Raw genomic sequence first — 21547 nt, forward strand, 5'->3', positions numbered from 1 at the left:
GACCGGGACGCCGTGGTCGCCGAGGCCGGGCTGGCGGTGCTGCTCACCCCGGCCGCCACCTTGGGCGTGTCCTACACCGGCCAGATCGGCGCCCGCGCCCAGGACCACGCCGCCAGGGGCGCGTTCACGGTCAGGTTCTGAACCAGACCGCGGCCGCGGACGGCTCGCCATCGCCGCCGAGCCTGTCCGAGGTCGCCGAGAGCCCGTGCCAGGACGCGTCAGGACGCGTCAGGGCTCTTGGAGACGGACGATCGCCCGAGGTCGTCGGCTCTGAACCCGCGGCGGGCGGGACGCTCCGGCGGCCGACCTGTGCCGGTCGAACACGCGGCGTCGTTCGGGCGCTGCCGTGAGAATTCCTGCCATAGTGCATCCACCGCCTGACGCGTCAGCGTCGTTGATGCACCAGCACACTTCGGGACTGGACACCTAGAGCGCGCACCACCGAAACGGATACCGGTTCGGCGTCAGCGAGCGCGCGCAATCGAGGCCTTGGAGCCGTGACGTCAGCGGAACAGGTTCGGGGGGGCCGGCGGGTTCGCATGGAGCAGCGTGATCGTCACCCGTCGGTTCGGCGCGAGGTAGGGATTGTCGGGGAAAACCGGCTCGGTGTCGGCGCGTCCTACCACGGACATGAAGTTGTCGTTGGGAACCCCGGCCCCCGACAGGATATCGCGCACGGCGAGCGCACGCCCGGCGGTGAGGTTCCAGGGTTCGACGGCCCGGGCCGAGCCCGGGCGCGCGGCGGCCGTGTGGCCGGTGATCGACAGGCGGTTGGGCAGCCTGCGCAGGGCGGGCGCGAGCGCCTCCAGCACGCGACGGGTGCGGTCGTAGGGGTCGACCGAGCCCTCGCGGAACATGGAGCGGCCGTCCTCGTCCACGAGGGACACGTTCACGCCCTCCTTGGTCGGCTCGATCACGATGTTGTGCGACAGCTCGGCGATGTCGGGCAGCGTCTGGAGCGCCTGCCGGAGGCTGGCGATGGCGCTGAAGTCGGCCTGCACGCTGGCGGCGGGACGGCTGGCATCGCGATCGCTGGCGCGGCCCGGACTGGTCGAGCGCGCGCTCGCCTCCGGCTCGGCCGAGCCCCTCCCGGCGTCGCGGGGCGTGGACGCCTTGTTGCCGGACGTGTCCAGGGCGGTGCCGTACAGCATTCCGCCGGCGCCGCTGGTTGCGGGGCTCGAAGCCGACGGCGCGAAGTATTCCGCCAGCCCGTTCTTCTGCTCCTGCGTCGTCATGCTGATCAGCCACATCAGCAGGAAGAACGCCATCATGGCGGTCACGAAGTCCGCATAGGCGATCTTCCAGGCCCCGCCATGGTGCGCGTGCGCGGCCTTCTTGACCTTCTTGATGATGATCGTGGTCATCGGGTCCCTGCTGGATACCGGCTCAGTTCTGGGCGGGCAGAGCGGCGGTCGCCGCTTCCACCTCGTTGAAGGTCGGGCGGACGTCGCTCATCAGGGACTTGCGGGCGAATTCCACCGCCATCACCGGCGGCTGGCCGCCGATATGGGCGAGGAGACCCGCCTTGAGGGACAGGTAGTATTTGGACTCGGCCTCGAAGAGGCTCTTGAGCGACTGCGCCATGGGCCCGAAGAAGCCGTAGGCGACGAAGACGCCGAAGAAGGTGCCGACCAGCGCGCCGCCGATCAGATGGCCCAGCACCTCCGGCGGCTCCTTGATCGCCCCCATCGTCTTGATCACGCCGAGCACGGCGGCGACGATGCCGAGCGCCGGCGTTCCGTCGGCGAGCGACTGCAGGGCCGAAACGACGCGCTCCTGCTCCTGGTGGTGCGTCTGCAGTTCCTCATCCATGAGCGCGTCGATCTCGTAGACGTTGTTGGCGCCCAGCGTCACCATCCGCATGTAGTCGCAGACGAACTCGACCGCGTGATGGTTCGCCGCGAAGGTCGGGAAGGCGTTGAACAGCGTCGACTCGCCCGGATCTTCGATGTGCGGCTCGAGCGCCATCGAACCCTTCTGCTTCGCGAGTTTGTACAAGGAGTACTGCATCCCCAGCAGTTCGACATAGCTTTTCTGCGTGTATTTGGGTCCCTTCACGAGCGTACCCAGCATGGCGGGCACGGCCTTGAGCACCGGCCCGGTATTGCCGATGACGAAGGCGCCGATCGCGGCACCGAGGATGATGACGAACTCGAACGGCTGCCAAAGGACGACCAGGTGGCCACCCATCATCGCGTAGCTGCCGAAGACGCAGGCGAAGACGATCAGTGTGCCGACGATCAGCCGCATAATTTATCATCCTTGCGCGGCCGCAGGTACAGCCCGCGCGAACCCACTCATGATCTGGTAAATCACGGATTAAGGTTAACGGCGCGTTTAGAGCCGTGGCCGGCGGATTTGCAGATGTCTGGTCCCGGCGCTCCCCGTCGAGCGGCCGCGCTATCGCGGGGCGGCTCCTGGAACGCGGACCGGAGGTCGATCACGCCACCGTCGATCGCAGGGTATGGTCGCGCGGGAGGATGCGCTGCGAGGCCCGATCCTGTCGGGGGCCTTTCCGCATCGACGGCGTCAGTCCCGGTATCCGCGCCGCCTCGGACGCCGTGCGGCCGTCAGCGGGGGCTCCGGTCGGCTGACGGAGGCCGCGATCGCTTGCCGCTCACGGCGTCGATGGCTGGGCGGACGGCGCGTCGGGCCCTGGCTACCCCCCGAAAACATCCGCCAGATAGGCCCGCACGAAGCCCGGCATCCGCGCGGCCTCGGGGTCGGCGGCGCCGCGCGCCACGTGGATCCCGGCGAGTTCCGGCTCGGACTCCCGGCCGCGATGGGCCTCGATGCGCGCGCACAGGGCCTCCGCCGCCTCCGGGAACCGCACCGGCCGCAGGAAGGCGCGCTGGCCCTGCCCCTCGAGCAGCACCCAGTCGGTCGCCGCGCCCTCCGGCAGGGTGAGGCCGGTCTCCTCGGCGAGCTCCCGGGCGGCGCTGCCGGCGAGGTCGACCGCGTCGCCGCGCACGTCGTCGAGGTCCGGGGTGCCGCAGGGGAAGTAGAGCTGGCCGGCATTGGCCGTGTGGGCGCCCATCGCGCCGAGCAGGACCGCGCCGTCCGCGCTCCAGGGCACGATCGCCGCGAAGGCGTTGACCACCCCGCCCTCCGCCCGGCCCCGGTCCCGGTAGGCGATGAAGCTGGAATAGGTGGCCGGGAACAGGTCGACCCGGGCGATCCCGCAATCGACCGCGCAGGCGCAGCCGAGCAGCACGGTGCCGTCGAACATCCCGGGGCTGCGGGCGCGCCGCGCCCGCCAATGGTCGGCGATCGCCGCCGCGTTGTCCCGGGGAAACGGCCAGTCGTAGGCGACGAGCCGGGCCGTGACGCCGGACAGCCGGGTGATCCGGAAGCCGTCAGACACGCAGCGTGCCGTCCGACACGATGACGGCCGCGCCGCCGATCTCCACCGAGCGCAGGGCGCCGGCCGCGATCGTGAGCTGGAGCGCGATGGCGCTCGGCCGGCCCATGGCCTCGCCCTGGCGGATCGCCACGTCGTGGGTGCCCTCCCCCAGGGTCTCGAACTGCATCAGCACCCCCGCGAAGGCGGCGGCCGCCGAGCCGGTGGCGGGGTCCTCCGCGACGCCGAGATGGGGCGCGAACATCCGCACCTGCCAGCTCTGGCCGGGACCCTCCGGGTCGGGGGCGTAGAGGTACAGCCCGTCCTGCGCCTCCGGCCCCTGGGCGGGTTTCGCGGCGTCGAGCGCCGCCACCGAGGCGATGGGCACGCAGGTGAAGCTCGGCCCGACCCCGTGGCGGCTCGGGACGTGCCGGCCGGTGCCGATGTCCCTGGCCTCCAGCCCGAGGAGCGGCGCCAGCACCGCCGGATCCGGCCCGGGGCCCAAAAATTCGGGCAGGGCCGGCAGCTTGAACCGCGCCCGCCCGCCGCTGCCGTCAGAAAAAGTCTCGACCACGCAGGGCACGATCCCGATCCGCTCCTCCAGGCCGAAGGCCCGGGCATCCCCCTGGGACGGCCCTTCCAGGGCGAGCAGCACGGCGCTGCCCACGGTCGGGTGGCCGGCGAACGGCAGCTCCTGCCGCGGCGTGAAGATCCGCAGCCGCGCCCGGTGGCGGGCATCGCTCGGCGGCAGCACGAACACCGTCTCGGACAGGTTGAACTCGCTGGCGATCGCCTGCATCGCGGCCGTGTCGAGCCCCTCGGCATCGAGCACCACCGCCAGCGGGTTGCCGGCGAGCTTTTGGTCGGTGAACACGTCGAGGGTGACGAAGCGGCGCGCCATCGGGTCGGTTCCCTTCCGTTCGAGCCCGCGCGGATCCCGGCTGGCGGCCGCGATCCCGGTTCGGGTAGGCTCCGAAGCCGCCGCCCCGACTCACCGGGGCGGCCAGGCGCGAGCGTAGCCGAGTGCGGACCGGAGTCCCAGGCCGCCAAGGCGGGAGGGAGCTATGGCCGACACGGAGCACAGCTACGCGGTGACGGTGACCTGGACCGGCAATACCGGGGCCGGCACCCAAAGTTTTCGGGGCTACGAGCGCGCCTTCGAGGCCGCGGCCCCGGGCAAGCCCCCGATCCCGGGCTCGTCCGACCCGGCCTTCCGGGGCGACCCGGCCCGCTGGAACCCGGAGGATTTGCTGGTCGCCTCGCTCAGCGCCTGCCACAAGCTCTGGTATCTCGGCCTCTGCGCCCAGGCCGGGATCGTGGTGACGGCCTACACCGACTCGGCCGAGGGCCGCATGACCGAGCAGCCCGACGGCGCCGGCCAGTTCACCGCCGTCACCCTGCGCCCCCGCGTGACGATCACCGCGGAGTCGGACGCCGCGCAGGCCCTGGCGCTGCACCACCGGGCGCACGCGCACTGCTTCATCGCCCGCTCGGTGAACTTTGCGGTGACGCACGCGCCGACGATCGTGCGGGAGAAGGATTGAGGGGGCGGCCGAACGCGCGCATGCCCTCCCCCCTCACACCGCCTCGACGGCAAAAACCTCGCTCGGGTTCACGTACTCCTCCTGCGCGGCCACGGTGAGGATCTCCCGGGAGCCGGCCTCGGCGGTGCGCTTCAGGAGGCCGTAGACCGAGGCGGCGGCGGCGCCGAGCGCCGCGGCGGCCGAGCCGGTGCGGGCGTAGTGGACCAGGAACAGTGCCGCGATGCAGTCGCCCGCCCCGTTCACCGCGATGGCGAGCCGCGGGGTGCGGACCCGGAACAGCCGGCCCTCCGCCCCGGCCAGCAGGTCGAGGCTGTCGGCCGGCGTGTCCGCGCACAGCGCCGAGGTGACCAGCACCACCTGGGGGCCCCGGGCCTGGAGCGCCGCGATCGCCGCCCCGGCCTCGGCCAGGGTGCGGCTCGGCAGGCCGGTGAGCAGGCCGAGCTCGAACTGGTTGGGGGTGAGGATGTCGGCCACCGGCACGGCGCGCTCGCGCAGGAACGCCTCGATCCCCGGCCGCACGTAGACGCCCTCCGCGACGTCGCCGATCACCGGATCGCAGCCATAGAGTGCCCGGGGGTTGGCCGCCCGCACGGATTCCACCGCCTCCAGGATCGCGGCCCCGATCTCGGCCGAGCCCATATAGCCCGAGAGCACCGCGTCGCAGGTGCCCAGCACCCCGCGCTCGCCGAGGCCCCGGACCACGTCGCGGATCATCCCCGCCTCGAAGACCGGGCCGCGCCACGCCCCGTAGCCGGTGTGGTTGGAGAACTGCACCGTGTGGACCGGCCAGACCTCGACCCCGAGCCGCTGCATCGGGAACACCGCCGCCGCGTTGCCGACATGGCCGTAGGCGACGTGGGACTGGATCGACAGGACGTTCAACGCGGGTGATTCCCGGTGCCGTGGGGAGAGCCGAAGCTGTCGGCGATCCGGGGCGCGGACGCAAGCGATGGGGGTGGGCAGGTTTGGAGGGATAATGCCTGGCCCCCCAGTCTGCAGAGGATAGGTCTTCGCCGATTAAAGTTCGGATAGCTTTGGAACGAAGTGCCGATGACGCGAACTCAAACGAGGAGGCGAGCAGCCTGTCCACCCTCGAACGTAGGCACGCGAACGCTCATATTCGCTCTCCACGACCCTGACTTCGCTTATCCAAACTTGAGGTTCGCGTTCGAACGCTCTAGAGTTGAAATGGGGGTTGGACCCGACGCCGGATCAGGCACTCTCTGGCCCAAGGGTCGGGTATAATTCTGTAAAATGCCTGATTGATTAGGCATATCAGCTCGCAACGAAAATTAGAGGAGAAGCGCCAGTGGCTAAAAAATGCTTTTTAAGCTTCCACTATAAAGCTGATAGCTGGCAGGTTTCGCAGATAAAACAAATCGGGTCGATTGAAGAGCAGCCAATTCTTGATGCCAACAAATGGGAGGAGATTAAGAAGAAGGGTGACGGCGCCATTGAGAAATGGATTGCCGATAATATGAAAGATAAAGACTGTCTTGTAGTCCTTGTCGGTGAGAAGACGGCTGGGCGGCGATGGGTAAAGCATGAAATCAAGAAGGCATGGAAAGATGGTATAGGTGTTTTAGCTATCTATATTCATAATCTCAAGGGCTCGGACAGCGAGCAAACAACCAAGGGTTCTGATCCTTTTGCTAATTTGACTGTTGACGGCGTTTCGGTCACAGGGAAAACCTATGATCCACCATATACAACAAGTAAAAAAGTATATGACTATATCGCGTCAAATATCGAATCCTGGGTAGACGCAGCAATTAAGGCGCGAAAATAAGTTGGAGTCGTAGAATTGCCGCGACGGACTTTCTTCTCTTTCCACTACGGGCCGGATGTCTGGCGCGCATGGAATGTGCGTAACAGCTGGGTTGTGAGAAGAGATGATAAGGAAGATCAAGGTTTTTTTGATAGCAGTGTTTTCGAAGCCTCAAAACGAGTGGGTGACGAGGCTTTGAAACGCTTTCTCAGTAAGGGGCTTGAAAATACCTCTGTCACGTGCGTGCTGGCTGGTGCTAATACTTGGCGCCGACGTTGGGTTCGATATGAAATCGCACGCAGTATTATGAAGGGTAACGGCCTTTTGACTGTTTTCATCCATGGTGTTCGCGATAATAATCAAGAGCTAAGTGCGAAAGGGGCTAATCCCCTCGCTCAGATGGGCCTCTATCGGACCGCGCGTGGCATTTTTCTCGCCGAATGGTCTGCCGGTAAATGGATTGCTTACGGGGACTACACGCTTGCCATCCCGGAGAGCGATCTATGGTTTGCTCCTCCGCAGACTGACAGGCCTGTTCAGCTCTCCACGCATTGTCTTTCCTACGATTTCGCGGGTCAAAACGGACATAAAGATATTGGTGAATGGATCGAGATTGCTGCCGGGATGGCTGGCCGATGATGATCAATCACACTAGAGCGTCTTATCAATTAATTTTGCTCGGATCACCGGGCGATGTTGCACGGCGATTGCGCGGCGAGGTTGAAAACAGCCTCATGCGTTTAGGTCTGCCTAAAAATAGTATTCGATTCTTCGATGCAAATGATGCGGGCCGCCTTGATTTGAGCGTTCCAGTTATGGCTGTCTTTTTTGGTCATGACTCACTCGCAGTTGATACCGACCTCGTTGCCCAGCTTTTGGAAGACTCGGCTGTAATTGCTCCGGTAGTGTCCAGTTTGATCCGTGTAAGCAACGAAATTCCCCCTCAGTTGCGGCACATCAATGCGGTATCTCTAAGTGCTCCGGGTGACGCGATAATTCGACTTACTACGCTCATATTCGAAACATTCAGGCTTCTGCGGCGCGAAAGAAGGCTATTTATTAGTTATAAGCGCAATGGTTCGCAGCCACTTGCTGATCGACTCTATGAAGCGCTCGATGCCCGTGGCTTTGATGTTTTTATAGATGTGCGCTCCGTTCCGCCAGCGACAGATTTTCAAAACGAGCTCTGGCATCGCATGACGGACTCTGATGTTATAATATTAATCGACACGCCTGGTTTTCGCGAAGGACGGTGGACAGCCGCGGAACTTGCGCAGGCCAACGCTACGAATGTCCAAATCCTCCACTTGCTGTGGCCCGGCCTAAAGGAGGATGCCAGTTCGGCTTTTAGCCATTTCTTGAAATTGAAACGGTCGGATTTCAAGAGCTACTTACCTCTGCGAGGGCGGTTCATAAAAGATAGGAGTGTTGAACATATTTGCAATGAAGCAGAACGTCTTCGCGCTCGTGCATTGGCGGCGCGGCACCGGTACTTGGTTGATAGTTTCTGCGATGCATCCAGAGATCTTGGGCTCAGCGTTTCTGTTCAGGTGGACGGGTGGATCTTGTTGACGCTACGGTCGGGCAAGGCGCTTGCCATCGTTCCTACAGTTGGCGTTCCTAAGTCTGATCGGATCAATGAGATCTTCTCAAAAATATCAGATCCGGATCTGGGCTTGGGGGAGATCTGGATTATCTATGACAGCCGAGGTATTCTTAAATCTTGGTTGTCCCATCTCGACTGGCTCGACACACATTTGCCCATTCGCAACGTGCAGATGGCGAAGGTGCCAGAGCGTCTCTCTGAGGCGATGCGATGATCGAGATTTTCCTTTCTGCAAGCGTACCGCTCCCACAGCGCAATCGCATATTTTTTGATACTGCCGATATCCTCGCCATACGGGAGTCTATCAAAGCGCTGGTTGAGGTTATTCTTCCTGTTGGTCGAATAACATGTGGTGGGCATCCAGCTATTACGCCACTTCTAGCTCTTTTTGTACGGGAGGCGGATCTTAGCTCGGATCATGTGACAATTTATCAAAGCCGTCTCTTCAATGGTAAATTGCCTCCTGAGTTGGAAAACTTTGTTGATGTTCGAATGACTGATGCGGTTGGTAATGATATAGGGAGAAGCCTCACAGCGATGCGGCAGCTGATGATAGCAAGTCGGCCATTCGACGCCGCTGTCATTATCGGCGGCATGGAAGGCATCTACGAGGAATACGATCTGTTCCGCGCATCGCACCCTAATGCAAAAGTGCTGCCAGTTCCTACAACTGGAGCGGCTGCCGCAATTGTGCATCGAAACGGCGGTTATGATGAGGAGCTGGCACGTGAGAGGACATACTCTAGCCTATTTCGCCGGAGGCTAATTTCCTCCAAAAGACTTGGTTCAGGGTAGATTTTTTAAAATTGTTATGGTCAAATAAGAATAGAAATCAAAAAAGTCTGGCTAGTTTGATTCCGGTCAGGCCTAGGTGGCATTTGCACACAGCCCAAACTGCCTTTCGATGCCACGCGCGAACCCGGGGCTGCACAGCCCCCTGAATGATGTGCCGGTTGTCAGCGGTGGCGCGTGACAGCAGGCCAGATTAATACAGCGACTTGCGTTCAAGATCTCCGGGGTTGCCCCGGCAGCACTTCCCGCCCATCTGCGCCTAGCCAAGCCCAAATACCCAAAACCCTTGTCCCCCGCCCGCCCCCAACTCAGATGGGTCGGGTCGCCCCGCCGCCCCCCGAGCCCGATGGACATCGAAGCCCTGCGCAGCGCGACCCTCGCCTTCGTCGAGGCGCACAAGGTCTGGACCCCGCTGATCGCCGGGGGGCTCGCCTTCTGCGAGTCGATCGCGATCCTGTCGCTGTTCGTGCCGGCCACCGTGATCCTGATCGGCATCGGCGCCCTGGTCGGGGGGGCCGACATCCCGCTCTGGCCGGTGATCGGCGCGGCCGCGCTCGGCGCCGCCCTGGGGGATTGGCTCTCCTACGAGGTCGGGCGCTGGGTCGGGCCGGGCGCCCGCACGAAATGGCCGCTGCGGCGCTATCCCGACCTCGTCGCCAAGGCGGAGACCTTCATCGGCCGCTGGGGCATCGCCGCGGTGGCGCTGGGGCGCTTCTTCGGGCCGGCCCGGGCCCTGGTGCCGCTGCTCGCCGGCACCCTCGGGCTGGCGCGGCTGCCGTTCCAGCTGGCCAACGGCGCCTCGGCCCTGGTCTGGGCCTTCGTGCTGCTCGCCCCTGGGGCCGGGCTGCTCACCTGGCTCGACCAATAATGATATTCGGGCGCGCCCGCTGATGCGTCGCTTCCCGCCGGAGCGCATCGTCTGCCTCACCGAGGAGACCGTCGAGACCCTGTACCTCCTGGGCGAGGAGGAAAGGATCGTCGGCGTCTCGGGCTACGCGGTGCGCCCGCCCCGGGTCCGCCGGGAGAAGCCCCGGGTCTCGGCCTTCACCAGCGCCGACCTCCCAAAGATCCTGGCGCTGGCGCCGGACCTCGTCCTGGCGTTTTCCGACCTCCAGGCCGGGATCGTCGCCGATCTGGCCCGCGCGGGTATCGCCGTCCATCTGTTCAACCAGAGGGATGTGGCGGGCTGCCTGGCGATGATCCGCACCCTGGGGGCCCTGGTCGGGGTTCCGGAGCGGGCCGCGGCGCTGGCCGACAGCTTCGCGGGATCGCTGAACCGGGCCGCCAATTCTTCGCAGCGGTCGCCCAGCCCGCGCGTGTATTTCGAAGAGTGGGACGCGCCGATGATCTCCGGAATCGGCTGGGTCTCCGAGTTGATCGGCTATGCCGGGGGCCGGGACGTCTTTCCGGAGCTCAGTCGGCAGCCGGCCGCGAAGGACCGGATCGTCACCCCCGAGCAGGTGATCGCCGCCGCCCCCGACGTGATCCTGGCCTCCTGGTGCGGCAAGAAGGTCAACCTCGACCGCATCCGGTCCCGCCCCGGCTGGGACGCGATCCCGGCGGTGCGCGACGGCCGCATTCACGAGATCAAGGCCCCGCTGATCCTCCAGCCGGGGCCCGCCGCGCTCACGGACGGCTTCGCCGCGATCCGGGGTTTTTTGGAACTAAGCCACTGATCTGAAATGGTTGTTTCCGGGCCGCTCCGGGGGCGATGCCGCGCCGCAGGTGACGGGCGCTGCGCGATTCGGCAGGATGTCCCGAATCGACACAGGCGCATCCCGGCCCCGCATGTCCGCTTCCCTCGGCCTCCCCGCGCTCCCGGCGGGCACCCTGATCCTGCCCCCCGATGGACGGCAATCGCCCACCGCCCTGCGGATCCAGCGCGGGGTGCGCCGGCTGTTCTCCGAGATGGGCTGCGTCACCCTGCCGGAATTTTCCCTGGTCAACGGCCGCCGGGCCGACGTGATCGCCCTGTGCGGCGCGGGCCGGCTGACCATCGTGGAGATCAAGTCGAGCGTCGCGGATTTCCGCGCCGACAGAAAGTGGTCTGATTACAAGGACTTCTGCGACCGGTTCTTCTTCGCCATCCCCGAGGACGTGCCCGAATCCCTGATCCCGGAGGAATGCGGCCTGATCGTCGCCGACGGCTACGGCGCCGGCATCCTGCGGGAAGCCCCCGAGCACCCGCTCAGCGGCCCCCGCCGCAAGGCCGTCACCCTCCGCTTCGCCCACAGCGCCGCCCGCATCCTCCACGCCCTGGCCGATCCGGGCGCAGTGCGGGAAGGGGCGCTTTAACGAGGGATTCTAAAGGGCTACGCCCTTTTGGCGGGGTGTCGGGGCAGAGCCCCGATGCAGCAGGGCTCTGCCCTGCACCCGCAAAAGGTCTCGGACCTTTTGAAACCCTGACTGTGTTCTCAGCGGGTGGTGCAGGCGTCGGACGGGGTGCCGTAGCCGCTGTAGACGACCCGCACCTTGCGCAGGCAGGGCGCCGCCTCCTTGGGGGCCGCCACGGGGGAGACCTCCACCGGGTCCACCCGCAGGGTCGCCGTGATGGCCGGCTCCTCCGGGGTCGCCAGCGCGCGGCTGGCGCTCATCACGAACGGGGTGGCGGCCATGGCCGAGACGGCGATGGCGGCCAGGACGGCGAGGTTCTTGCGGCCGAAATCGTGACGCGTGCGAGCCTGTTGCATGATCGGTGGTCCGTCGTGTTCGGCGCGCTCAGGTGCCGAAATCCCCTGTTTGCGGCGATAACTTGGCCGCGAACTTGACGGTTCCCGCTCTGCACCGAAAACAGTCTGGCTTGCGTGCTTGCCCGCACACCCGGCGCTGATGTCAGAGGATCTTGCGGTATTGGACGAAGCCCGACCGCTCCGCGATCCGGTCGTAGAGCAGCATCGCGTCGGTATTGGTCTCGTGGGTCAGCCAGTGGACGCGCGAACACCCGGCGGCCTTGGCTGCGTCATAGACATGCGTGATCAGCCGGCGTCCGATTCCCGCGCCGCGGGCAACATCCGCCACGAACAGATCCTGGAGGTAGCAGTAATCGCCGATCGTCCACGCCGAGCGATGGCGGATATGGTGGACGAGCCCGACCGCCTCGGCGCCCCGCCAGGCCAGGGCGCCGTCCACCGGCTCGGCCGGATCGTTGAGGCGGTCCCAGGTGCAGTCGGTGACCGCCTCGGCGATGTCGACCTCGTAGAAGGCCTGGTAGCCCCGCCACAGCGGCAGCCACGCCGCCCGGTCCCCCGCGCCGATCGGGCGAATCTCGATTGCTTCCGGACTGGTCGTCACGATCCGCCCCTCCCCTGCCGCGTCGGGGGAAGCTGACCATCGTCCGCCACGCGGGCGCAAGGGGCGCCCTCGTCTTGCACCCCCCGCCGCCCGCACCTAAACCGGCGCGCCGACACCCAGACCCGCCCCGCATCGCCGAGCCCTCGCCGCCCATGTCCCACAAGAAATCGTTCCAGGGGCTGATCCTGACGCTGCAGGAATTCTGGGCGGCGCAGGGCTGCGTGATCCTCCAGCCCTACGACATGGAGGTCGGTGCCGGCACGTTCCATCCGGCGACGACGCTGCGGGCGCTGGGCCCCAAGCCCTGGAAGGCGGCCTATGTCCAGCCGTCGCGCCGGCCCAAGGACGGCCGCTACGGCGAGAACCCCAACCGGCTCCAGCACTATTACCAGTTCCAGGTGATCCTGAAGCCGAACCCGCCCAACCTGCAGGAGCTCTATCTCGCCTCCCTCGACGCCATCGGGGTCGACCTGAAGCTCCACGACATCCGCTTCGTCGAGGACGATTGGGAGAGCCCGACGCTCGGCGCCTGGGGCCTCGGCTGGGAATGCTGGTGCGACGGGATGGAGGTCAGCCAGTTCACTTACTTTCAGCAGGTGGCGGGCTTCGAATGCGCCCCGGTGGCCGGCGAGCTGACCTACGGGCTCGAGCGGCTCGCCATGTACGTCCAGGGCGTCGAGAACGTCTACGACCTCGACTTCAACGGTGCCGAGGGGCCTGACCGGATCACCTATGGCGACGTATTCCTGCAGGCCGAGCAGGAATATTCCCGGCACAATTTCGAGGCGGCCGACACGGCGATGCTGTTCCGCCAGTTCACCGACGCGGAGACCGCCTGCCGGTCCTATCTGGACGCCGGCGCCCCTGCGGCGGAGACCGAGCGCCACCGCATGGCGCAGCCGGCCTACGACCAGTGCATCAAGGCGAGCCACGTCTTCAACCTGCTCGACGCTCGCGGGGTGATCTCGGTCACCGAGCGCCAGAGCTACATCCTGCGGGTTCGGGAATTGGCCAAGGCTTGCGGCGCGGCGTGGCTGAGAACGGCGGCCGGGGGCGCTTGAGACCTCAAAGCGGATAGGCCGTGCAGAAGAAGCGGCGCGGGTCCTCGGGCTTCGATTGCCAGACGGACCGGAACAGCGGGTTGCGTCCATCCGGGCTTTCCAGCGGGCCCTCGTAGACGAACTTGCGGCCATGGACATCCGCAAACTCACGCACGAGCTGGCTCGGGCGCGCGTGTCGGAAGAGGGCCGAGACCAGCAAATCGCCACCGGATTGCGTGAAGCCGCAGGCCAGCAGGACGCGGGCTTTGTGTCGACCCTTCCGATGATCGAGGTTCAGCAGGTAGCCGTGGATCTTGGACTCGGCGATCGTGAGATCCGGGGTCCAGTCAGCGGAATCGTCGGCCACCGCCCTCAGGCCGCCCGCAGGGCTTCCGCGCGAACCGTGGCGTTGCCCACCACCGGCTCGTCGAACTCGACCTCGTAGGCTTCGCCGCCGGCCCAGATGCCGACGATCGTGCCTTCCGTGCCGGCCGGAATCGTGTCGCCGTCGTCGGTCTGCACATCGCGCAGCACCGCGACCACGCTCAACTCGGCGAAGGCCGGCCGGGGCGTCACCGGATCACGGGACTGATACAGCGTGTCGAACGACATGCCGTATCATGTGCGCGCCGTCCGCAGGCGCGCAAGTGCTTCCACGGGTCTGCGGCGGAGCCCCTTGCGCCCTCGCGCGTTGCAACCCCCGCCAACCGGCGCGCCTCGGCGCGTCCGCAGACGCGGGAATCCCATGATGAAACAGACCCTCCTCGCCCTCGGCATCCTCGCGTTCGGCCTCGGCCCGGCGCTCGCGGCCGATCCCGGTCCGGAGGCGGTGGTCAAGAAGCTCTATGCCGAGCCGCACCCGAATCACTCCACCGTTTACACCAAGCGCCTTCAGGGCCTGTTCGACGCCGACGCCAAGCAGGCCAACGGCGCCACCGGCAGCCTCGATTTCGACTACCGCCTCAACGGCGAGCCCCTGAAGCCCGACACCGTGAACGCCCTGACCTTCAAGGAGGCGACCGAGGGTAAGGATCAGGCGAAGGTCACGGTGGAGCGCAAGGGCGGGGACGGCTCGAAATCCATCGTCTACGACCTCGTCCGCGAGGACGGAGCCTGGCGGGTCTCCGACGCCCACGCGATCGGCGACCGCAAGTGGCAGCTCTCCACCATCCTGAAGGGCGAGGCGCAATAAGGCCGGCCCCGGCCGTTCGACCCTCGACAGGCCTGCGGCGCGGCGATATGGCCGCGCCATGCCCGACCTCCTGCTCGAACTCCGCTCGGAAGAGATCCCCGCCCGCATGCAGCGGCGCGCGGCGGAGGATCTCAAGAAGCTCGTCACCGACGCGCTGGTCGAGCGCGGCTTCCTGTACGAGGGCGCCAAGGCGTTCTCGACGCCGCGCCGCCTGGCCCTGCACATCGCCGGCCTGCCGGCCCGGGGCGAGGCGGTCCGGGAAGAACGCAGAGGCCCGCGGGTCGGCGCCCCCGAGGCCGCCATCCAGGGGTTCCTGAAGGGCGCGGGCCTGGCGAGCCTGGACGAGGCCCAGAGAATCACGGACCCCAAGAAAGGGGAATTCTACCTCGCGGTGATCGAGCGGCCCGGCCGCGAGACCCTGGACGTGCTCGCCGAGCTCCTGCCCGAGATCATCAAGAGCTTTCCCTGGCCGAAGGCGATGCGCTGGGGCGCGGCGTCGGCTCAGCCCGGCGCCCTGCGCTGGGTGCGGCCGCTGCAATCGATCGTCGCGACCTTCGGCCCGGAGACCGAGTCCCCCGAGGTGGTGCCGTTCGCGGTCGGCGGCATCGCGGCCGGGACCGTCACCTACGGCCACCGGTTCCTGGCGCCGGGGCCGATCGAGGTCCGCCGGTTCGACGACTATATCCAGGCCCTGGAGCGGGCGAAGGTCATCCTCGACGCCGACCGGCGCAAGGACGTGATCCTGCACGACGCCCGCGACCTCGCCTTCGCGCGCGGCCTCGACCTCGTGGAGGACGAGGGCCTGCTGGAGGAGGTGGCCGGCCTGGTGGAATGGCCGGTGGTGCTGATGGGCTCCTTCGACGCGGCCTTCCTCGAGATCCCGGCCGAGGCGATCCGGGCGACCATCCGGGCGAACCAGAAATGCTTCGTCCTGCGGAAAAGCGGCTCGGAGGATCTGGCGCCGGCCTTCATCCTGGTCTCGAATCTTCTGGCCTCGGACGGCGGCCAAGCGATCACCGCCGGCAACGAGCGGGTGGTGCGGGCGCGCCTGTCGGACGCGAAGTTCTTCTGGGAGACCGACAAGGCCACCAAGCTCGAGGACCGGCTGCCTAAGCTCGACAGCATCGTCTTCCACGAAAAGCTCGGCACCCAGGGCGAGCGGATCGCCCGCATCGCCGCCCTGGCGCAGGCGCTGGCGCCGCTGGTCGGGGCCGATCCGGCGCTGGCCGAGCGCGCGGCGCGGCTCGCCAAGGCCGACCTCGTCACCGAGATGGTCGGCGAGTTCCCGGAGCTGCAGGGCCTGATGGGCCGCAAATACGCGGCGCTCCAGGGCGAGCACCCGAGCGTCTGCGCCGCCATCGAGGAGCATTACAAGCCGGTCGGCCCCTCCGACCGGGTGCCGGGCGACCCGGTCTCGATCGCGGTGGCGCTGGCCGACAAGCTCGACACGCTGGTGGGTTTTTGGGCGATCGACGAGAAGCCGACGGGAAGCAAGGACCCGTATGCGCTGCGGCGGGCGGCGTTGGGAGTGATCCGGCTGATTCTTGAAGGACGCCGCCTGAATTTGGTGGAGATTTCCGGAGCGCATACATCGAAAATCGATGAGTCTATAAAGAATTCTTATCTTCGGAAGACAAATGCTTCGACCTATGGGAGTTTAACTGTAGGCAATAGAAGTGCTGAATTATTGGATTTCTTCGCCGACCGCCTCAAAGTTTACCTGCGCGACCAGGGTGCCCGGCACGATCTGATCGATGCGGTCTTCGCGCTGCCCGGCCAGGACGACCTGCTGATGGTGGTGCGCCGAGTCGAGGCGTTGCAGGCCTTCCTGGAGACCGAAGACGGCAAAAACCTGCTGGCCGGGGTCAAGCGCGCCTCGAACATCCTGCGGATCGAGGAGAAGAAGGACGGCCGCGCCTACGATGGCGCGCCCGACTCTGCACTGGCGGCGTCCGGCGAGCCGGCCGAGCGGGCGCTCGCCGAGGCCCTGGCGGCCGCCGCCGCGACGGCATCGCAAGCCATCGCGACCGAGGACTTTGCCGGGGCGATGCGCGCGCTCTCGACCCTGCGCGCGCCGGTCGACGCCTTCTTCCAGGACGTGACCGTCAACGCCGCCGACCCGAAGCTCCGCGAGAACCGCCTGCTGCTGCTCAACGCGCTCCGCGCCGCGACCCGCGCGGTGGCCGATTTCTCGAAGATCGAGGGATAGCGGCTGCCGTCCCATCCCGCCCCCCTCATCCTGAGGCGCGAGCGCAGCGAGCCTCGAAGGAGGGCTCCAGGGATCGTGCGGCCGGCTGGAGGGCTCCTTCGAGGGCTCCGCTTCGCTGCGCCGCCTCAGGATGAGGGGGATTGGTTGGAGGTCGCGCGGTTTTCACGCGATCGCCAAGCGCTTCTCCCGTCTTTGCGAGCGCAGCGAAGCAACCCAGCGTGGCGCCACGCTCGATGATGGCGCGCTGCCCTGGGTCACTTCGCTGCGCTCGTGATGACGGTGAAGCCGAAAGGCTCGGCCTGAAGCTGCCTCACCCGTGATCATGCCCCGCATGGTCATCTACCTCCGGCAGGGTCAGCCCGAAATGGCTCACCAGGTCGGCCACCTGAGCCGGACTCAATTGCCGCGGGTTGAGGTTGCGCAGGAGCAAATACAGCTTGGCGGTCTCTTCCAGCTCTTCCGTGGCAAAGACCGCGCCCTCCAGGCTGTCGCCGGCCACCACCGGGCCGTGATTGGCGAGCAGTACCGAGCTGTACCGACCGGCGAGCCCCCGGATCGCGTCCGCCACCGCGGGATCGCCGGGGCGGTAATAGGGCACCAGCGCGGTGCCGCCGGTGCGCATCAGGTAGTAGGGCGTCAGCGGCGGCAGCACCTGGCGCGGGTCGATCTCCGGCAGCATCGAGACCGCCACCGCGTGGGTCGAGTGCAAGTGCACGATCGCCTTGGCCTCGCCCCGGCTCTCGTAGAGCGCCGTATGCAGCGGGATTTCCTTGGTCGGCTTGTCGCCCGAGACCAGCCGGCCGTCCGCGTCCAGCCGCGAGATCCGGGCCGGGTCGAGGAATCCGAGCGACGCGTTGGTCGGCGTCACCAGCCAGCCGCCGTCGGGCAGGCGCAGCGAGATGTTGCCCGACGAGCCCGGCGTCAGGCCGCGCTCGAACAGCGAGCGGCCGTAGCGGCAGATTTGTTCGCGCAACGCCGTCTCACTCATGCGGTCGCTCCCTCGATCAGCTCGAATCCGACATCGATTGTTTTGGGACGTTCACCCATCAGGCACGAGGCCGCCTGCCGGCCGATCTCCAGGCGCGGCGTGCGCACCGTCGACAGGGGCTGGGGCATCGCCGCCGCGAAGTCGAGCCCGTTGAAGCCGAACAGGGCGATCCGACCCGGGACGCTCAAGCCCGCCGACAGGCAGGCGAAGTAGCCGCCGAGCGCCATGTCGTCGTTGGAGAAATACACTGCGTCGAGATCCGGATGGCGCGCCAGCAGCGCCTCCAGCCCGGCGCGGCCCGAGCCCGGCGAGGACGGCCCGGGTCTGATTTCTGTGCCGTGGAGCGACAGGCCGGCCTCGCCCAGGGCGGCCTCGAACCCGGCGAGACGCTTGCCCGCCCGCAGGTCCACCTGCAGGTCGTGGCCGAGATAGGCGATGCGGCGATACCCGCGGGCCACGAGGTGCCGGGCGCTCGCCGCCCCCACCGCCCGGTTGGAGAAGCCGACCACGGCGTCGATTCCCGCCCCGTCCGTGTCGATCATCTCGACCACGCGCACGCCCCCGGCCTTCGCCAGGGCCACCGTCCCGGGATTGTGCTCCAGCCCGGTGAGCAGCAGCGCGGCCGGGCGCCAGGACAGGAGCGCGGCGGCCAGGGCCTCCTCCCGGTCGGGATCGTAGTCGCTGACCCCGATCACGCAGCGGATGCCGGCGGCGTCCAGCGCGCCGGTCAGCCCACGCAGCAGGTCGGGGAAGACCACGTTGGCGAGCGACGGCACGATCACCCCGGCGAGCTGAGCGCTCGCCCCCGGGCCCGCGAGGCTGCCGGCCAGCCGGTTCGGCACGTAGCCGAGCCGGGCCACGGCCTCGGCCACCCGCTCCCGGGCGCGCTTCGAAGAGGAGCCGTGGTTGCGCAGGACCCGCGAGACCGTGCTCTCCCCGACCCCCGCCTCGCGGGCCACGTCGGTGAGCGTCACGAGCCGCCCCGGCGGCTGGAATCCGTCCATCTCCCGGCCTTTTTTTGCGACTCCGCCTCACCTCCCACCCGCGCCCTCATTCTGAGGTGCCCGCGCCAGCGGGCCTCGAAGGAGCCTTCCAGATGTCGGCATGGTCCCTGGAGGGCTCCTTCGAGGCGGCTTCGCCTCACCTCAGGATGAGGGGGTTGGATCGGAGGCAGGTCCCGCGTTCGGCGGCGCCTTACCCCCGACATAGCGTCCTGCATTATTCCGCACAACCGGATTGGCAGCGCTGCCAAAAACAGTTACAGGCACCGCCAGCGCCGCCGGAACGAGCGGCGAAGACCATTATCCGCCCGCCCTGCGACGCGGTCCGGACCAGGGAGAACGCCGATGTCGGTTCAAGCCGCCCCGCTGGGAGGCGCCGCCCCCGCTGCGGAGCAAAAATCCTTCGTCGACCGGACCTACGCGAAGGTGTTCTGGCGCCTCGTGCCGTTCCTGATGCTCTGCTACGTGGTGGCGTATCTCGACCGGGTGAATGTCGGCTTCGCCAAGTTGCAGATGTCCCAGGAGCTGAAGTTCTCCGAGACGGTCTACGGCCTCGGCGCCGGCATTTTCTTTCTGGGCTACTTCCTGTTCGAGGTGCCGTCGAACGTGATCCTGCACCGGGTCGGCGCCCGGGTCTGGATCGCCCGGATCATGATCACCTGGGGGCTGATCTCCGGCGCCTTCGTGTTCGTGAACTCGGAATGGACCTTCTACGGGATGCGCTTCCTGCTCGGCCTCGCCGAGGCCGGGTTCTACCCGGGCGTGATCCTGTACACGACGCAGTGGTTCCCGGCCCATCGCCGGGCCAAGGTCATCGCGGTGTTCATGGCCGCGATCCCGATCTCGGGCATCTTCGGCAACCCCCTCTCCGGCTACATCATGGACGCGCTCAACGGCGCCCAGGGCCTGTCCGGCTGGCAGTGGATGTTCCTGATCGAAGCCGTGCCGGCGGTGCTGATCGGCGTCGCGGTGTTCCTATACCTCGACAACCGCCCCGCCGAGGCCAAGTGGCTGACCGACGCCGAGAAGCAGGTCCTCGAGCGCGACATCGCCGCCGACAACCACGGCAAGGAATCCAGCCCGCACTCGATCGCCACCGTGTTCCGCAACGGCCGCGTGTGGTTCATGAGCCTGATCTACTTCGCCTTCGTCACCGGCCAGTACGGCCTGACCTTCTGGCTGCCGACGATCGTCAAGGCGTCCGGCGTGCAGGGCAACCTCAATATCGGTCTGATCAGCGCGATCCCGTTCCTGTGCGCGGCCGTCGTGATGGTCCTGCTGGGCCTCTCCGCCGACCGGATGCGCGAGCGCCGCTGGCATCTCATCATCCCGGCGCTCATCGGCGCTGTCGGCTTCGTGGTCTCGGCGAGTGCCGGCTCGACCACGATCGCCGTGGCGGCGCTCTCGGTGGCGGCGGCCGGCGTGCTGACCTGCTCGCCCCTGTTCTGGTCCCTGCCCACCGCCTTCCTGAGCGGCGCGGGTGCTGCGGCCGGCATCGCGCTGATCAACTCGGTGGGGAACCTCGCGGGCTTCGTCAGCCCCTACGTGATCGGGGCGCTGCGCGACGCCACCGGCAGCACCGCGGCCGGCATGTACGCGCTGGCCGTGATGCTGGTGGTCGGCTCGGCCTGCGTGTTCGTCACGCCGGCGAAGATGGTCAACCGCTGAGGCTCCGATCCGGGCACGACGGACCCCCTCTCCCCTGCGGGAGAGGGTTGGGGTGAGGGGTGCGACTCCTCCGGAATGACCTGATCCCTCACCCTGTCCCTCTCCCGCACGGGAGAGGGGACCCGCGCCATCCTCGGCGACGCCGAGACGGCGGATTCCCACCCTCCGCGAGGTTTCCGGCTCATGACCACCGACACCCAAACCCGCCGCGCCGCGGTGATCGGCCTCGGCTCCATGGGTTCCGGCATGGCCGGCTCGCTGCTGCGGGCAGGCTTCTCCGTCGCCGCCTGCGACGTGAACCCGGAGGCCGTCGCCCGCTTCCGGGATGCGGGCGGGATTGCGGCGGCCAATCCGGCCGAGGCGGCGCAGGGTGCCGACGTGGTGGTGAGCGTGGTGGTCAACGCCGCCCAGACCGAGGCGGTGCTGTTCGGCGAGCATGGCGCCGCCGCGGCGATGCCCGAGGGCGCCGTGTTCGTCTCCTCGGCGACCATGGATCCGGCCGTCGCCCGGGCGCTGGCGGCGCGGCTGGAGGCCACCAGCCGCCTCTATCTCGACGCCCCGATGAGCGGCGGCGCCGCCCGCGCGGCCGATGGCGGGCTGACCTTCCTGGCCTCGGGCTCCCCGGCCGCCTTCGCCAAGGCGCGCCCCGCCCTCGATGCCATGGCGGGCACGCTCTACGAGCTCGGCGACGCCGCCGGCCAGGGTGCGGCCTTCAAGATGATCAACCAGCTGCTCGCCGGTGTGCACATCGCCGCCGCCTGCGAGGCGATGAGCTTTGCCGCCAAGCAGGGCCTCGACCTGGCCCGCGTCTACGAGGTGATCACCAAGTCGGCGGGCAATTCCTGGATGTTCGAGAACCGGGTGCCCCACATCCTCGAGGCCGACTACGCGCCGAAGAGCGCGGTCGACATCTTCGTCAAGGATCTCGGCATCGTGCAGGACATGGCCCGGGCGGAGAAATACCCGGTGCCGGTGGCCGCGGCGGCGCTCCAGATGTTTTTGATGGCGTCCGGCGCCGGCATGGGCCGGGACGACGACGCCTCCGTGGCGCGGCTCTACGCGCAGGTCTCGGGCGCGAAGCTGCCGGGGCGGAAGTAACCGGATCGAG

The 21547-nt window shown here is 67.1% G+C and carries 24 protein-coding genes; 13 read left to right on the forward strand and 11 right to left on the reverse strand.

Annotation, left to right across the window (positions count from 1 at the left end; genetic code table 11):
* Positions 1-503 precede the first annotated feature (503 nt).
* The 4 genes from MKL11_RS01670 to MKL11_RS01685 form a co-directional block, all read right to left on the reverse strand.
* A complete protein-coding gene (locus tag MKL11_RS01670) occupies positions 504-1364 on the reverse strand; it encodes a flagellar motor protein MotB (RefSeq protein WP_243939669.1) in 861 nt (286 codons plus the stop codon).
* Positions 1365-1386: 22 nt separating this feature from the next.
* A complete protein-coding gene (gene motA, locus MKL11_RS01675; protein WP_243939670.1) occupies positions 1387-2250 on the reverse strand; it encodes a flagellar motor stator protein MotA in 864 nt (287 codons plus the stop codon).
* A gap of 409 nt (positions 2251-2659) precedes the next feature.
* Positions 2660-3364, reverse strand: a complete 705-nt coding sequence (locus tag MKL11_RS01680; protein ID WP_243939671.1) for an NUDIX hydrolase — start codon at positions 3362-3364, stop codon at positions 2660-2662.
* Positions 3357-4241, reverse strand: coding sequence for a PhzF family phenazine biosynthesis protein (locus MKL11_RS01685; protein WP_243939672.1), 885 nt, complete (start codon positions 4239-4241; stop codon positions 3357-3359). The genes MKL11_RS01680 and MKL11_RS01685 overlap by 8 nt, the downstream gene beginning before the upstream one ends.
* Positions 4242-4404: 163 nt before the next feature.
* On the opposite strand from MKL11_RS01685, the gene MKL11_RS01690 reads away from it, so the two are divergent.
* Complete coding sequence (locus tag MKL11_RS01690; RefSeq protein ID WP_243939673.1) at positions 4405-4884, forward strand: OsmC family protein; 480 nt, start codon at positions 4405-4407, stop codon at positions 4882-4884.
* A gap of 33 nt (positions 4885-4917) precedes the next feature.
* On the opposite strand, the gene pdxY is transcribed toward MKL11_RS01690, so the two are convergent.
* A complete protein-coding gene (pdxY, locus tag MKL11_RS01695) occupies positions 4918-5766 on the reverse strand; it encodes a pyridoxal kinase PdxY (RefSeq protein WP_243939674.1) in 849 nt (282 codons plus the stop codon).
* Between the two features lie 427 nt (positions 5767-6193).
* Between pdxY and MKL11_RS01700 the strand changes: the two genes are divergently transcribed.
* The 7 genes from MKL11_RS01700 to MKL11_RS01730 all read left to right on the forward strand — a co-directional run bounded on the left by MKL11_RS01700 (position 6194) and on the right by MKL11_RS01730 (position 11345).
* Positions 6194-6673, forward strand: coding sequence for a TIR domain-containing protein (locus MKL11_RS01700; protein ID WP_243939675.1), 480 nt, complete (start codon positions 6194-6196; stop codon positions 6671-6673).
* Positions 6674-6688: 15 nt separating this feature from the next.
* Positions 6689-7291, forward strand: coding sequence for a TIR domain-containing protein (locus MKL11_RS01705; protein WP_243939676.1), 603 nt, complete (start codon positions 6689-6691; stop codon positions 7289-7291).
* Positions 7288-8472, forward strand: coding sequence for a toll/interleukin-1 receptor domain-containing protein (locus MKL11_RS01710; protein WP_243939677.1), 1185 nt, complete (start codon positions 7288-7290; stop codon positions 8470-8472). The genes MKL11_RS01705 and MKL11_RS01710 overlap by 4 nt, the downstream gene beginning before the upstream one ends.
* The gene (locus MKL11_RS01715; RefSeq protein WP_243939679.1) at positions 8469-9053 is read left to right on the forward strand and encodes a hypothetical protein; all 585 of its coding nucleotides are present in this window, start codon (positions 8469-8471) and stop codon (positions 9051-9053) included. Before MKL11_RS01710 ends, MKL11_RS01715 begins: the two co-directional genes overlap by 4 nt.
* Before the next feature lie 343 nt (positions 9054-9396).
* Positions 9397-9918, forward strand: coding sequence for a DedA family protein (locus MKL11_RS01720; RefSeq protein WP_243939681.1), 522 nt, complete (start codon positions 9397-9399; stop codon positions 9916-9918).
* A gap of 22 nt (positions 9919-9940) precedes the next feature.
* Positions 9941-10726 carry a cobalamin-binding protein gene (locus MKL11_RS01725; RefSeq protein ID WP_243939682.1) on the forward strand — a complete coding sequence of 262 codons (786 nt, stop codon included), beginning with the start codon at positions 9941-9943 and terminating at the stop codon, positions 10724-10726.
* A 112-nt stretch (positions 10727-10838) separates the two neighbouring features.
* A complete protein-coding gene (locus tag MKL11_RS01730; protein ID WP_243939683.1) occupies positions 10839-11345 on the forward strand; it encodes an MmcB family DNA repair protein in 507 nt (168 codons plus the stop codon).
* Between the two features lie 119 nt (positions 11346-11464).
* Here the strand turns inward: MKL11_RS01730 and MKL11_RS01735 are convergent, their stop codons facing one another.
* Both MKL11_RS01735 and MKL11_RS01740 read right to left on the reverse strand, forming a co-directional pair.
* Positions 11465-11740, reverse strand: a complete 276-nt coding sequence (locus tag MKL11_RS01735; protein WP_243939684.1) for a hypothetical protein — start codon at positions 11738-11740, stop codon at positions 11465-11467.
* Between the two features lie 142 nt (positions 11741-11882).
* On the reverse strand, positions 11883-12341 hold the full coding sequence (locus MKL11_RS01740) for a GNAT family N-acetyltransferase (RefSeq protein WP_243939686.1): 459 nt from the start codon (positions 12339-12341) through the stop codon (positions 11883-11885).
* A gap of 152 nt (positions 12342-12493) precedes the next feature.
* On the opposite strand from MKL11_RS01740, the gene MKL11_RS01745 reads away from it, so the two are divergent.
* Complete coding sequence (locus tag MKL11_RS01745) at positions 12494-13402, forward strand: glycine--tRNA ligase subunit alpha (protein WP_243939688.1); 909 nt, start codon at positions 12494-12496, stop codon at positions 13400-13402.
* Positions 13403-13406: 4 nt separating this feature from the next.
* Here the strand turns inward: MKL11_RS01745 and MKL11_RS01750 are convergent, their stop codons facing one another.
* Positions 13407-13748, reverse strand: a complete 342-nt coding sequence (locus tag MKL11_RS01750; RefSeq protein WP_243939690.1) for a DUF6883 domain-containing protein — start codon at positions 13746-13748, stop codon at positions 13407-13409.
* Between the two features lie 5 nt (positions 13749-13753).
* The gene (locus MKL11_RS01755; RefSeq protein ID WP_243939692.1) at positions 13754-13993 is read right to left on the reverse strand and encodes a DUF4926 domain-containing protein; all 240 of its coding nucleotides are present in this window, start codon (positions 13991-13993) and stop codon (positions 13754-13756) included.
* 136 nt (positions 13994-14129) lie between these two features.
* Between MKL11_RS01755 and MKL11_RS01760 the strand changes: the two genes are divergently transcribed.
* The gene (locus tag MKL11_RS01760) at positions 14130-14573 is read left to right on the forward strand and encodes a hypothetical protein (RefSeq protein ID WP_243939694.1); all 444 of its coding nucleotides are present in this window, start codon (positions 14130-14132) and stop codon (positions 14571-14573) included.
* 106 nt (positions 14574-14679) lie between these two features.
* Positions 14680-16782 carry a glycine--tRNA ligase subunit beta gene (glyS, locus tag MKL11_RS01765; RefSeq protein ID WP_409565797.1) on the forward strand — a complete coding sequence of 701 codons (2103 nt, stop codon included), beginning with the start codon at positions 14680-14682 and terminating at the stop codon, positions 16780-16782.
* 310 nt (positions 16783-17092) lie between these two features.
* On the opposite strand, the gene MKL11_RS01770 is transcribed toward glyS, so the two are convergent.
* Both MKL11_RS01770 and MKL11_RS01775 read right to left on the reverse strand, forming a co-directional pair.
* Complete coding sequence (locus MKL11_RS01770) at positions 17093-17770, reverse strand: aldolase (RefSeq protein WP_243939698.1); 678 nt, start codon at positions 17768-17770, stop codon at positions 17093-17095.
* The gene (locus MKL11_RS01775) at positions 17767-18774 is read right to left on the reverse strand and encodes a LacI family DNA-binding transcriptional regulator (RefSeq protein WP_243939700.1); all 1008 of its coding nucleotides are present in this window, start codon (positions 18772-18774) and stop codon (positions 17767-17769) included. The genes MKL11_RS01770 and MKL11_RS01775 overlap by 4 nt, the downstream gene beginning before the upstream one ends.
* Positions 18775-19116: 342 nt before the next feature.
* Here MKL11_RS01775 and MKL11_RS01780 point away from each other — a divergent pair, with 342 nt between their 5' ends.
* Complete coding sequence (locus tag MKL11_RS01780; RefSeq protein WP_243939702.1) at positions 19117-20439, forward strand: MFS transporter; 1323 nt, start codon at positions 19117-19119, stop codon at positions 20437-20439.
* Positions 20440-20622: 183 nt separating this feature from the next.
* The gene (ltnD, locus tag MKL11_RS01785) at positions 20623-21537 is read left to right on the forward strand and encodes an L-threonate dehydrogenase (RefSeq protein ID WP_243939704.1); all 915 of its coding nucleotides are present in this window, start codon (positions 20623-20625) and stop codon (positions 21535-21537) included.
* The last annotated feature ends 10 nt before the right edge of the window (positions 21538-21547 follow it).

The sequence above is a fragment of the Methylobacterium sp. J-077 genome (assembly GCF_022829365.1).
GTDB lineage: Bacteria > Pseudomonadota > Alphaproteobacteria > Rhizobiales > Beijerinckiaceae > Methylobacterium.